This is a genomic window from Bradyrhizobium sp. 186 (assembly GCF_023101685.1).
GTDB lineage: Bacteria > Pseudomonadota > Alphaproteobacteria > Rhizobiales > Xanthobacteraceae > Bradyrhizobium.
In genome coordinates this window covers 6542454-6553765 of record NZ_CP082164.1, presented here as the reverse complement: position 1 = coordinate 6553765, position 11312 = coordinate 6542454, and the positions used below count along the sequence as shown (strand labels likewise).

14 protein-coding genes are annotated in these 11312 nt (G+C 61.8%); 8 read left to right on the top strand and 6 right to left on the bottom strand.

Features of this window, described 5'->3' with window-relative positions; genetic code table 11:
• Positions 1-6 precede the first annotated feature (6 nt).
• The 3 genes from IVB18_RS31630 to IVB18_RS31625 all read left to right on the top strand — a co-directional run bounded on the left by IVB18_RS31630 (position 7) and on the right by IVB18_RS31625 (position 912).
• Entirely contained in the window at positions 7-261 is a 255-nt protein-coding gene (locus tag IVB18_RS31630) for a hypothetical protein (RefSeq protein WP_247984265.1), read from the top strand.
• Between the two features lie 237 nt (positions 262-498).
• Positions 499-627: a hypothetical protein gene (locus IVB18_RS51705; protein WP_256476454.1), complete on the top strand. Its 129-nt coding sequence runs from the start codon at positions 499-501 to the stop codon at positions 625-627.
• Positions 628-912 carry a hypothetical protein gene (locus IVB18_RS31625; RefSeq protein ID WP_247984264.1) on the top strand — a complete coding sequence of 95 codons (285 nt, stop codon included), beginning with the start codon at positions 628-630 and terminating at the stop codon, positions 910-912.
• A gap of 1024 nt (positions 913-1936) precedes the next feature.
• Here the strand turns inward: IVB18_RS31625 and IVB18_RS31620 are convergent.
• On the bottom strand, positions 1937-2179 hold the full coding sequence (locus IVB18_RS31620; protein ID WP_247984263.1) for a hypothetical protein: 243 nt from the start codon (positions 2177-2179) through the stop codon (positions 1937-1939).
• 294 nt (positions 2180-2473) lie between these two features.
• Between IVB18_RS31620 and IVB18_RS31615 the strand changes: the two genes are divergently transcribed.
• A complete protein-coding gene (locus tag IVB18_RS31615) occupies positions 2474-2761 on the top strand; it encodes a hypothetical protein (protein ID WP_247984262.1) in 288 nt (95 codons plus the stop codon).
• Positions 2762-3403: 642 nt separating this feature from the next.
• Here the strand turns inward: IVB18_RS31615 and IVB18_RS31610 are convergent.
• The 5 genes from IVB18_RS31610 to IVB18_RS31590 form a co-directional block, all read right to left on the bottom strand.
• On the bottom strand, positions 3404-3736 hold the full coding sequence (locus IVB18_RS31610) for a cytochrome c (protein ID WP_247984261.1): 333 nt from the start codon (positions 3734-3736) through the stop codon (positions 3404-3406).
• 10 nt (positions 3737-3746) lie between these two features.
• Entirely contained in the window at positions 3747-4988 is a 1242-nt protein-coding gene (locus IVB18_RS31605) for a molybdopterin-dependent oxidoreductase (protein WP_247984260.1), read from the bottom strand.
• 166 nt (positions 4989-5154) lie between these two features.
• Positions 5155-5439 carry a hypothetical protein gene (locus tag IVB18_RS31600; RefSeq protein WP_247984259.1) on the bottom strand — a complete coding sequence of 95 codons (285 nt, stop codon included), beginning with the start codon at positions 5437-5439 and terminating at the stop codon, positions 5155-5157.
• A gap of 59 nt (positions 5440-5498) precedes the next feature.
• Positions 5499-6389 (bottom strand): LysR family transcriptional regulator, encoded by an 891-nt coding sequence (locus IVB18_RS31595; RefSeq protein ID WP_247984258.1) that lies wholly within the window; start codon positions 6387-6389, stop codon positions 5499-5501.
• 2 nt (positions 6390-6391) lie between these two features.
• Positions 6392-7438, bottom strand: coding sequence for a YeiH family protein (locus tag IVB18_RS31590; RefSeq protein WP_247984257.1), 1047 nt, complete (start codon positions 7436-7438; stop codon positions 6392-6394).
• A 283-nt stretch (positions 7439-7721) separates the two neighbouring features.
• Here IVB18_RS31590 and IVB18_RS31585 point away from each other — a divergent pair, with 283 nt between their 5' ends.
• From IVB18_RS31585 to IVB18_RS31570, 4 genes are read left to right on the top strand one after another with little or no spacing between them, the layout of a single operon-like run.
• Entirely contained in the window at positions 7722-8252 is a 531-nt protein-coding gene (locus IVB18_RS31585; RefSeq protein WP_247984256.1) for a DUF305 domain-containing protein, read from the top strand.
• 9 nt (positions 8253-8261) lie between these two features.
• Entirely contained in the window at positions 8262-9716 is a 1455-nt protein-coding gene (locus IVB18_RS31580) for a YncE family protein (RefSeq protein WP_247984255.1), read from the top strand.
• Between the two features lie 39 nt (positions 9717-9755).
• Complete coding sequence (locus IVB18_RS31575; protein ID WP_247984254.1) at positions 9756-10280, top strand: sigma-70 family RNA polymerase sigma factor; 525 nt, start codon at positions 9756-9758, stop codon at positions 10278-10280.
• On the top strand, positions 10277-11050 hold the full coding sequence (locus IVB18_RS31570; protein ID WP_247984253.1) for an anti-sigma factor: 774 nt from the start codon (positions 10277-10279) through the stop codon (positions 11048-11050). Before IVB18_RS31575 ends, IVB18_RS31570 begins: the two co-directional genes overlap by 4 nt.
• The last annotated feature ends 262 nt before the right edge of the window (positions 11051-11312 follow it).

Below are 11312 nucleotides of genomic sequence, written 5' to 3'. Positions count from 1 at the left end.
AGGTTGATGACAATGTTGAAGATCTTGTCGGTGGGGTTGATCGCCACCACGATGTTGACGACAGTTGCAAGTGCACGTGAGAACCCCATGCATGAACGGCATGTTGTAGAGCACGCTCATCATGCGAGCGGCTTTCCCTTCGCGGATGGAATCGATGGCGATCCCTTGATGTCCGCACCGTCCGCCGGCGCCTATACCGAGACGCCCTCGGAGCAGCCGGGCGGCATTTGCGACCATGGAGACAATCCGCAGATATGCTGAGGATTTCGTCAGGAAAGGCAGGGCTCGAATATGCCCGGCGCGCGGCTCCGGCTTTGATCTGGGTGCCAGAACCAATCGGCGCCGCGCGATCTGACCTGGCGCAGTCCACCGAGGGGGCCAGCGTGGTCGCCAGGCGCGTTGAAGAGCGGCAGGAAGGCTGCTCGGCGGCTCGTCTCGGAACGTTTTGTCTTGGCAAGAAATTCAGCTCAGCAGCCCGGAGGTGGTGATACGCCCTGCATGGCCGAGCTGCTGGCGAGGTCCATCGAGATGCTTTCGCTGCATGCAGCCGCGTTCGGAGTCGGCATCACACTCGGCGCGGGGCTGATACTGGTCTCGGCCGTGTCGACGTCCGCCGTCGGCGACTGAATGGCTCCAGGGCGCGGGACTTGCGGGACATCGGGCGTGGAGGCCGGCAAGGCCGCAGCATTCGTCAGCGTGCTTCCGGGTGCCGACGTGCACGTGCTTCCCGGTGTCGAGCTGCCGAGCACCGGCGCCGGCGCGATCGTGCCCGTCGTGCTGCCGGTGACCGTGCCCACGATGGTCACGGGCATGGCCGCCGGCAAGGTCGGCGGCAGGCTTGTACTCGTCGTCGGCGCGGCCGGCCATGACATGCTGGGGATGGCGCCCAAGGCGCTCATCGCCGAAGTTTGACTCGCGGAAACACTGGTGCTTGTGGAGGTGACGCTCTCCACGGAGGGCGAAAGCTCCACCTCGGTCGGCGCGCAATTCACGCTCGTTCCTGGAAGTGTCGGGTCTTGCGCCAGCGGAGGTGAAGCCAGAGTGGTTGCTGGCGCACCGGGAACGGTTGTGGCCGAGAAAAGGCTCGTAAACGGGCCCGGTCCGGCCAGCGGAGACGAGACAACAGCGCCCGGTGTTGTCGGTATCGCCATGGCGGTCGTGCCCATGGTCGAGACTTGCGCCAGACAGGTGCCGCTGCTCAGCAGGAGAACGGCCGCCGCACAGACGTGTATACGCATTCAAATCCCCGACGTTCGATTGTCGAGGTGACACGTAAGCAGTGGGGCCAGCAAGTCCAATTCACTTTCGAGAGCGGAGCTTGATTGCCCCAAGCGGCCACGGCTCTTGATGCAGCGATTGTCAATTCGTTGTCATTACCGTGGCCGGGGCGCTTCCAATGCCTAGATTTGGGCTACGCCGATCCAATCAAAATCCGTGATCGCCGGGAATGCCTCCTGAAGGAGCTGCTGTCTGCAGAGGTACAAGATGCGACGAACCACATTCACACTGATGTGCATGGCAATGACCGGCTGGGTGTCGCCAGGCCACGCGGTACCAGTCGTACCCTCTGATCCTCCAATGAGCGCCGAAAGGATTGCTCACCTCCCGTCCGAGATCAGGAGGATTGTTCTGGCGAGGTGTGGCGCCGATGCGGAGGCCGGCCACTACTTTGCAACATACGACGATAACTCAAACGTCGTTCGGCTCGACTATTCAGTCCTCCAGTGTCCGAAAGCACCCGAACATTGTGAAAGCTCAAGCTGCGTGCAAACGTTCGTTCGCCACGGCGGCAAATATGTGCCGTCTCAGTCCAGCGGGAATCACTCTCGGTGGCCGCTTTCGCGGCGGGATCTGACGTTGCAGTGAGCGATCAAACGGCAAACAGGGTGCGCCGCAGGCCGGCAGCACCCCGTATGACGCTTTGCAGGGCTTGCGCTTAACGATGCCTTGCCCGGATATGGACGTTGCCGCCAGCGAACACGGGAGCCGCGCCGCCGGCCCGCTCGAGGCCCATCCTGCCCGCCGGCGTCAGGGCGCCGCCATTCAGTACGTCTCGGTTTGGATACATCGACGCGAAGGCCGCGGGCTCCTGGTCCGCGAAGGACCACGCTGCAAATGCAGACGGGATTGTCGCCGTCGAGATCAGCGCCGCAGCAACCAGTGTCTTGAATACAGTCATCATCATTCTCCGTTGTTTCACTCGTGCGGAGAATTCGCGTCTCGCGACTACTGCTGCTCTGTCGATGACGTTTCCCGAATGGAATTTCTTGAACGAGACAGATGTAGGCATTCCGCAGGTGATCGTGCGCTGTCGCGGATCACTCTTGCGAGACGACGAAACGCAGCGGAGATCCGGCCGGTCTGCGATGCAGATTCTGTATTCTTTGTCACGATCGCTCTCGCGATCGTGCTCAGCCGGCGCGCGCTCGACACCTAGATTCTAGTCATCACCTCAACGCCTGGAGCATGAATCATGAGGCCGTTATCCCTGCTTTGCTTCGCAATTTGCTTCGTCCTCTCTGCCACCGCGGCATTTGCCCGCGGCGGCATGGGATCCATGGGATCGCACATGTCGATGGGTGGCGCGCTCGGTACGAGTGCTGCCGCTCCAGGAACGAATTCCCTGGGCACCGCGCTGCCATCATCCGGTACAGGCGGTCACGCGATGAAAGGACCGCTGCTCGGCACGGACGCCGCCATCGACAAGGAGGATGCGCGGGTTGAAAAGATGCTGGAAGGGTCGATCTGTCGCGGATGTTGAACTCGCGGACGTCGCCGGGCCAAATGATGATACCCGCTTTTCTTGTTTTGCGGGCCTGCGAGCTCGCCGGCGATCTGCTTCGCCAAATGAACAACTGGAGCAAGTTAATGCGTACTCTCTTGACCGTAAGCTTCCTGATCTCCCTGATCGCATGTGCGAGCGCGGCTCCCATGCATGGTACCCACACGCGGCATCGGGTTGTAGCTCATCATGTGCAGACTGTATCGCTAGGTGACTTCGCTATCCCGAGGGAGGCCTATGCGGCTCCTCGACCGCCGATCTCCTACAACGACACGCCCAGCTATAACGATCCATCCAAGTTCGGTGGCCAGTCTCTGGGGATGGACCCGTAGGGGCCGGTCGGTCGGCCCTTGCGCTGCAAGCGATGGTGCAAGCCATTTGGAGCGATTCAATGCGTTGTCTTCTGGTGCTTGGTCTTTTACTGGTTACGTGTGCGACTGCTTCTGCGGCAATGCGTGATCCGGTTCACCCAGCGGCACGTCTGCACGTGCACAAACATCACTCGGCAAATCCGAGTGCAGCGTTGCCCGCTCGTCCTCGCTTCGCCGTTCCCGGTTGGACGGATGAAGACACCGAGCGCTGGCTGGACAACGCCAGCTCGGCTTGGTCGCAGGCCTGACGCTAGTTGGTTCCCTTCGTGCTGGCGAGGTAGTCGACGATCGCGGGCACATCGCTCTCGTCGATGGGCGCTCGGTAGACTTTGATCATCTTGCCGACTTCGGACTCCCAAGCGGACTTGGAGAGAGCAGGCTGGTTCAACACCATATCTGCGGAGTGACAGGCCAGACAGTTGTTGTTGATGGCGTCCGCGCTGGATCCACCGGGGAATAGAGCATCGCCCGCTGGAAGCTCCACAGTCGTCGATGTGATCGCCGGAGCGGGCTGGACCCGGGCGGAGGTGGGCGTCAGCAGGGCCGCGAACGAGGCGCCCAGGGCAATGATGGCGTGTCGCATGAAGTTGCTCCTAGATGGCGGTGATTTGAGCCGTCTCGACGGCGTTGAGCATGAAACCGCTGTTGTTCCAGTTGGGCATTGCGGGCTGAACATCGCCGCTCAGATTCGTGCAGCGGACCATGAGTGAATGATGGCCTTTCATCAGCTGGGGGATGTTCACCTGCCAACGGCGAAAGCTGTACTTTCCAAAGTCATCACCCAGTGTCGCGAGTTGCCAGGTCCGGCCGTCATCCATCGAAAGCTCGACCTTGGCGACGCCCGTGTCGCCTCCGAAGGCAATCCCGCCGATCGTCGCGCCGGCGCCTGCTGGAAGTGACGCACCTTCCGCAATATTCGTGAAGAAGGACCGCGGCACCATCCGGCTGATGGGGACCATCTTTACCCCAGCCTGGCCCGGCGCGATGTTGGCGTGCGGCGTATCCGGAATGGTATAGGCGGTCGCCATCCAGTAATTGTCGTCCGCGCGATCAAGAACCTCGATATCGCTGAGCATCTTGACCCAATAGGTCGAATACCATCCCGGCACGATCAGGCGCAACGGAAAGCCGTTCAGTAGCGGCAGCTGCTCGCCGTTCATCGCGAAGGCGATCATGACTTCGCCGTCGCGAGCATGATCAATGTCAAGCGACTTTCGGAAATCGGGTGCTTCGGGTACCACGGGCTCGTCCAGTCCGTTGAAGCGGACATGCATCGCGCCCGATTTGACGCCCGCGCGGTCGAGCACATCCTTGAGCAGGACTCCCGTCCATCGCGCATTGCCCATCGCGCCATGCGCCCATTGCGCGCCGGGTACACGAGGCGAAAAGAAGCCGCGGGAATTGCCCGAGCACTGATTGACGGCGGCAAGCTCCACGCGAGGCATCTTGAGCAGATCGCCGACGGACAAGGACAGTACTTGATTGACGTGGCCGCGCACGGCGAGCCTGAAGGCGTCCGCATCCACTGACGTCGGGATCACAGCCCAGTGCCAGCGCACATAGAACTGGTCGTTCGGCGTGAATACGCCGCGATCGAACACCTCCATCGGAGTTTCCAACAACGGCGGCCGGGTGCGCTGCAGGATCATGCGCCCCTTCTGCGGGAAGTCATGCGCCACCGGCCGCTGTCGCGGGTCGCCGGCAATCGGCAGCTCTACCGATTGATCAGCCCGGGCCGATGAGGTCGCGAGCGCCATGCCCGCGACTCCGATGGTGCGGAGCACGGCGCGGCGAGTGAGAGCTTGAGAGCGTGCATGGTTGCGATGTTGCTGCATCGAGATCTCCTGTCGAGCTGACGCGTGCGCTTTCATGCAGGTTCGCTCATCCGAGAATCATGTCCGCAAAGGGATCTGCGTCCTGCTGTTGCGGTAGCGCCTGATGGCTGCACGGCAGACGCCGGTTGGTGAGGTGGAACCGCTCTTGCGAGTGAATGGTACTACGTTAGCCTGAAAAATGCATCGGGCTGCCGGCATGCGCGAGCGGCGCACCGAGTACCGAAACGGTGGCGGCCAGCAAGACAATCGTGAGGTAAGCGCGGTGCGAAGCGATCATTATGAATCTCCATCTCGATGTTCCGGCAAGCGGAGTGTTCGATGTGCTTGCCACTTCCCAAAGAAAGTGGGCCGCAGTGCCGAAGTAATCCAACGAGATGATCAGATCGTTCTGATCGCCGGCCACGATCGAATGGGCAACGATGCTGTCGCGCGCCGACAACGCCCACGGCATTGCTGGCGAGACATCAGTTCAATCGTTGCAATAGGTTCTTGCCGCGGGTGCAGGTCTTCCTACGCGGCAGCGCCCGCTGCGATGGTGGACATCAATGCGGCTTCGGCCTTGCTCACATGCCGCTCTTTGTGACGCAAAGCGTAGAACGAACGCTTCGCCATTTCGCCTTCCAGCTGGAACAGTCGCTTTGCCGCGATCGCCGTTTCGACCACCAGATCGGAGATGGCCGCGGCGCAGCGGCCAGTCTCGACGGCCGTTCGAATTGCCTCGTTCGAGGCGAGCTCCAGCTGCACGGTGAGGTCGGAAAGGCGCACTCCACGCTTCTTCAGAGCCCGTTCGAACATGGCACGCGTTCCGGAGCCCGGCTCGCGAAGGATCCATGGTGTTGTGGCAATCCAGTCGGGAGGCAGCTTTCTCTGGTTCGCTAGTGGATGTTGTGGCCCAACGACGGCGACCAGCGCATCGCTGTCGACGCGTCGGGCCGACAATGCGGCGTCGTCGATATCGCCTTCGATGAAGCCGAGATCCGCCATGCCCTCGCGAACGTCGGTCGCGACGTGTTCGGTGTTGGCGATCTTCACGTCAAGTTCGATGCCGGGATAGGTTGCCTGGAAAGCCAGCAGCCGCGCGGGTAGCCAATAGCTGCCGACCGTCTGGCTTGCGGCGATCACAAGCCTTCCGGCCTTGAGTCCGGCGAAGTCCCGAAGAACCTGCTCGGCCGCATGGGCGCGCGCCAGCACGGAACGGGCTTCTCCGAGAAATGAGCGGCCCATATGCGTGAGCACGATGCCGCGACCGACCCGATCGAATAACTTGACGCCATAACGGCCTTCGAGCGCGGCGATCGCCGCGCTCGTGGCCGATTGTGTCAGATTCAGTTCGCGGGCGGCCTGTGTCACGTGCTGCTTGTCCGCGACCGCGGCGAATATCCGGAGCTGTTCGAGCGTCATGGTCACCCCATGAATTTGATGAGAGCCAGGCTGAAAGTTGCAATGAACAGGAAGGCAAGTGCGCCTAATATAGCTGGACGCAGCCCCTGCGCGTAGAGTTTCGAGATATCGGTCTCGAGGCCCATGGCGGCGAGAGCGATCGTGAGCAGGAAGGTGGACAGGGTGATCGTAACGTCCCTCACCCCCGCCGGAATAGTCACGACACTGTTGACGGCAGTCATCGCAGCAAAGCCGATTGCGAACCAGGGCAGGGGTCCGCCGGGCGCGCCTCGGGCCGCAAGCCGGGGCCCGACACTCAGGGCCAGGACCACGGGCGCAAGCAGCATGACTCGCGCAAGTTTGGCGACCGTGGCAATTTCGCCGGCGCGCTGGCTGTTCTGAAAAGAAGCGGCGGCCACCTGCGCGATCTCATGGATGGATGCCCCGCTCCAGAGGCCATAAGCCCCGTCATCGAGATGCAGAAGATGCGGTAGCGAAGGATAGACGAACATTGCGATCGAGCCGAAGATCGTGACGCAGGCAATCGCATAAGCGACGTCCTCGTCGGACGCTCCAGTGACGCTGTTGGTCGCGACAACGGCCGAAGCACCGCAGATCGAGGTGCCCGCGGCGATCAGTTCCGTGAGCTTTCGGTCGACGCCCAAGGCACGACCGGCTGCGAGAGTAAAGGCGAAGGTGGCAACGAGCGTGCCGACGACGATAAAGAGTCCCCTTGCACCCACGGCCGCAAGCTGGGTCAGCGTGATCTGAAAGCCGAGGAGAACGATCGCGGCCCGAAGCAGACGGCGCATGCTGAAAGCAACTCCCGGGGCGGCGAAGGAGGGCGTTCCGACCAGATTGCGCACGGATATTCCGATCGCGATCGCAAGGATCATGGGACTGAACGTGGCAATCCCTGGTATGCCGTGAAGCAATTTGGCGACGAGCGCGATAGCAGCGGCCAGCGCCACCCCAGGGATGACGGCGCGGGATGATTTCACACGCGATACGACGGTCTCGCGGCTAACGGGTTTGCTTGGAGAAGTGCGGAAATCGATGGCAGAGGTCATTGGCGTCACTCCGGGTTACGCCAAACCTGGTCTGCGGTGATGAATTTATCCAACAGATTGATGTGTCACTTACGATCGATAAAATCGATCAATCGTCGGGGAGGGCATTCCTTGGGCAGGGCGCTAACGCGTCTGTGATCAGGCCGAAGGTCGTGCCTTAGTCGTTGCTGCCGTTAGCTTTTTTGGAGTCCATCTGCCCGCGGCCGAAGAACCTTTGCGGCCGTTTGGAATAGAACGCGCGCCGCTCCGTCAAACCCCTATGCGATCAACAAGGGAGTTCAGGATGCAGCAGCGGACCCGCAGATTCATTGCGACACTTGCGAGCAGGTGTCGTTTCCGAAAACCAGGGCTCGCCGCGATCCTGTACGGTGGGCGGGTCCTCATTGCTTGCGCGATTCCGCCGCTTGCGTTCGCACATGAAGCCCACCCGGCCGATCCTCCAGCAGGGTTGAGCGCCGAGGAATCCGCCTTCCTGAAAGAGAACGACGCGGCGATGACCAAGATGATGAACGACATGACGGCGAAGCCTACCGGTGACATCGATCGCGATTTCGTCGCCATGATGAACCCGCATCATCAAGGCGCCATCGACATGGCCGTGATCGAGCTGCGATACGGCAAGAACGAGCAGGTTCGGCGGATCGCGCAGGAAATCATTGTCGACCAGATGCAGGAGATCGCCGCGATGAAGCTCGCAATCGGCGAGCCAGCGACCGATACAACGCCCGCGCCGACGCAACCGCAGGCTCTCCCTGCTGCGCCCGATCACCATTCGGGCATGCAGATGGACATGTCCACCGGAATGAAACACTAGGAGCGAAACATGAAAACGTGGAAAACTGTCTTCCTGGCGGCAACGATGCTCGCAACCGGGTCCGCTGCGTGGGCCGGGCAAGCGCCCGGCGCGCTGTCCTCGCCCGATATCCCGATCAGCCATCATGACCGCATTTATGCGGCCGAGCAGTTCTCCAATACGGTCTCGGTGACGGATCCGGTCGACAACAAGCTGCTCGGCGTGATCCGGCTGGGCGATCCGCAGCCGCTCAACTTCAGCCCGCTCTACAAGGGGCAGGTGCTCGTCCACGGTATGGGATATTCGCCCGATCACCATACGCTCGCGGTGGTATCGATCGGCTCGAATTCGGTGACCTTCATCGACACCGCAACCAATGCAGTCAAGCATGTGACCTATGTCGGTCGTTCGCCGCATGAGGCCTTCTATACGCCGGACGGCAAGGAGGTGTGGGTCACGGTGCGCGGCGAGAACTACATCTCCGTGATCGATGCCAAGAGCTTTGAAGAGAAGACGCGCATCACGACTCCGAGCGGCCCGGGCATGCAGATCTTCTCGCCCGACGGCAAGTACGGCTACATTTGCTCTTCGTTCAATCCGGAAACCGATGTCGTCACGGTTGCCGATCATAAGATCGTCGCCAAAGTGAAGCAGGATAGCCCGTTCTGCCCGAACATCGCCGCGACGCCCGACGGCAAGCAGGTCTGGTTCACGCTCAAGGACGTCGGCAAGACGCAGGTATTCGACGCACGTCCTCCATTCAGCCTCATCAAGACGATCGACACCGGTCCGATCACGAACCATGTCAACTTCGCACGAACCGCGAAGGGATCGTTCGCCTATGTCACGATCGGCGGCTTGAACGAAGTCAAGGTGTTCCGTACCGATGACTTCTCGCAGGTCGCGACCATCCCGGTCGGCAATCTGCCGCATGGCGTCTGGCCGTCGGGTGATGGATCGCGCGTCTATGTCGGCCTTGAGAACGCCGATGCGCTGGCGGCGATCGATACCGCGACCAACAAGGTGATTGACAACATTCCGATCGGTCAGGCGCCTCAGGCGATCGCCTATGTCCCCAACGCCGCGCCCGATCCCGACGACCGCGAGAACCTGCAGCCGCTCGGTGTCGCCGGCCAGGTTGCCCATCTCGCCTTGGCGCCCAAGCAGCGGACGGGCGATGGCAAGGCGCCGACCAGCGTGTCGCTGTTCGACCAGGGCCTGATCCAGATCCTGCAGGCCTCGGTGACGGGTCTCCAGCCCAAGCAAAAATATATGCTGGCGCTCGCCGAGCATGAGGACGGCAGCGGCTCGTTGCAGCCGCTCGCAGCCTTCATGACGAACCCGGCAGGATCGGCTATCGTCAACGCCGCTGGCCCGATCCGCCAGATCGTCGATCAGGGGGCGAAAGCCGACAGGCGATACCTTGTAATCGCATCCGGGGAAGCGGCCATGCCCGGCGAGGCGGTCCAGATTGAGTCCCGTTGACGTTCGCTGAAGCGAGAAAGAACGCAGGCAGAGGGCGAGATGAAGGATATGTTGGTTCAGGTCGAGCCGCTGATCCCCGCCCTCCGCCGCTATGCGCGCGCGCTCGTGCGCAACCGCGCAAACGCGGACGATCTCGTGCAGGACTGCCTGGAGCGCGCGGTCAGCCGCTGGCATCAGAGGCGGGACGGGAGTGTGCGCGCTTGGCTGTTCACGATCCTGCATAACCTCGCGGCGGATCAATTCCGTCAGGCGTCGTCGCGCGGCAGGCATGTGCCGATCGAGGAAGCGGATGAGGGCGAGTTTCGCGGGGCTGCCGCGCAGGAGCATCGGCTCATGTATCAAGACGTACTAGACAAACTTGCGAGGCTACCTGAGGAGCAGCGAGCCGTACTGCTGCTGGTCGCAGTCGAGGATCTCTCTTATGCGGAGGCCGCGAAGGTGCTGAACGTCCCGATTGGCACCGTGATGTCGCGCCTGTCGCGGGCACGCGAGAGGTTGCAGCAGGAGCTCGGCGGCGTCGCCGGTGCGCCGGGGAATGTGGTGACGATGCGGAGGCTGACATGAACAACCGGCCGATCACAGAAGACGACCTCCACGCCTATGTGGATGATGTGCTCGAGCCGGAGCGTCGAGCGGAAATCGGCTCTTACCTTGCCGATCATCCCGACGTCGCCAAGCGCGTCGCCGGCTTTGCCGATCAGCGCGAACTGATTCGCGGCGCGCTGGCGCCAATCGCCGATGAGCCGTTGCCACCCGAGTTGAACCTCTCTCGCATGATCGAAGGCCAGAGGCGTCGTTCTCCACCGGCCTGGTGGGCGATCGCGGCGATGCTGCTGCTCAGCCTGGGCGGGTTTGGCGGCTGGATCGTGCGCGGCACGCTGGAGGCGTCACCTGGCGGCCTGGCCGCGCTCGCGCAGGAAGCTGCCTATTCCTACAATGTCTACGCACCGGATCGGGTGCGCCCGGTCGAAATGCGAGCATCCGACGCCGCTCAGCTCGTGCAATGGGTCTCAGGCCGGCTCAATCGGACCGTCAGGGTGCCGGACCTAGCAAGCTCAGGTTACCGTCTCATGGGCGGGCGCCTGGTTGCGACCCAGCACGGCCCGGCCGCGATGTTCATGTATGATGACGACCATGGCAGCCGGGTTGTCATGCTGACCCGGCCGATGAACAGTACCGACCAGAACGGGCCAATGACGGCACAGTCAAACGGCGGCGCTACCGGGTTTACCTGGGCCGATAACGGGATTGGCTACAGCCTCGTCGGCGAGGCGCTGCCGGAGACCTTAAGGCCCGTCGCGAACGAGGTCCGCAGACAGACGCGCGCGATCTGAAATGCCAGACTCAAGTGCGGCGGACGCCTCCACCTTCATTGAACAAGAATTTAGGATGTCGAGCCGTGTAGAATGGGCGTTGTCTCCTATCTCTCACGAGAGAGGACCGATCATGATGACAACCAAATTTGTGACTGCCGCCTTCGTAACTGTAGGGCTCGCGGTTGCGCCCCTTGCTGCGGAAGGGAAGAGCTACACGTATTTGAGGCACGATGTCTCGACAATGCAGTCTGCCGCTTATGGGGTGACCGGACTGTCGACA

Bases quoted from the DNA above. Each gene is read 5' to 3' on its own strand.
- IVB18_RS31630 (WP_247984265.1), top strand. From the start codon at position 7: ATGACAATGTTGAAGATCTTGTCGGTGGGGTTGATCGCCACCACGATG.
- IVB18_RS51705 (WP_256476454.1), top strand. From the start codon at position 499: ATGGCCGAGCTGCTGGCGAGGTCCATCGAGATGCTTTCGCTGCATGCA.
- IVB18_RS31625 (WP_247984264.1), top strand. From the start codon at position 628: ATGGCTCCAGGGCGCGGGACTTGCGGGACATCGGGCGTGGAGGCCGGC.
- IVB18_RS31620 (WP_247984263.1), bottom strand. From the start codon at position 2,179: ATGACTGTATTCAAGACACTGGTTGCTGCGGCGCTGATCTCGACGGCG.
- IVB18_RS31615 (WP_247984262.1), top strand. From the start codon at position 2,474: ATGAGGCCGTTATCCCTGCTTTGCTTCGCAATTTGCTTCGTCCTCTCT.
- IVB18_RS31610 (WP_247984261.1), bottom strand. From the start codon at position 3,736: ATGCGACACGCCATCATTGCCCTGGGCGCCTCGTTCGCGGCCCTGCTG.
- IVB18_RS31605 (WP_247984260.1), bottom strand. From the start codon at position 4,988: ATGCAGCAACATCGCAACCATGCACGCTCTCAAGCTCTCACTCGCCGC.
- IVB18_RS31600 (WP_247984259.1), bottom strand. From the start codon at position 5,439: ATGCCGTGGGCGTTGTCGGCGCGCGACAGCATCGTTGCCCATTCGATC.
- IVB18_RS31595 (WP_247984258.1), bottom strand. From the start codon at position 6,389: ATGACGCTCGAACAGCTCCGGATATTCGCCGCGGTCGCGGACAAGCAG.
- IVB18_RS31590 (WP_247984257.1), bottom strand. From the start codon at position 7,438: ATGACCTCTGCCATCGATTTCCGCACTTCTCCAAGCAAACCCGTTAGC.
- IVB18_RS31585 (WP_247984256.1), top strand. From the start codon at position 7,722: ATGCAGCAGCGGACCCGCAGATTCATTGCGACACTTGCGAGCAGGTGT.
- IVB18_RS31580 (WP_247984255.1), top strand. From the start codon at position 8,262: ATGAAAACGTGGAAAACTGTCTTCCTGGCGGCAACGATGCTCGCAACC.
- IVB18_RS31575 (WP_247984254.1), top strand. From the start codon at position 9,756: ATGAAGGATATGTTGGTTCAGGTCGAGCCGCTGATCCCCGCCCTCCGC.
- IVB18_RS31570 (WP_247984253.1), top strand. From the start codon at position 10,277: ATGAACAACCGGCCGATCACAGAAGACGACCTCCACGCCTATGTGGAT.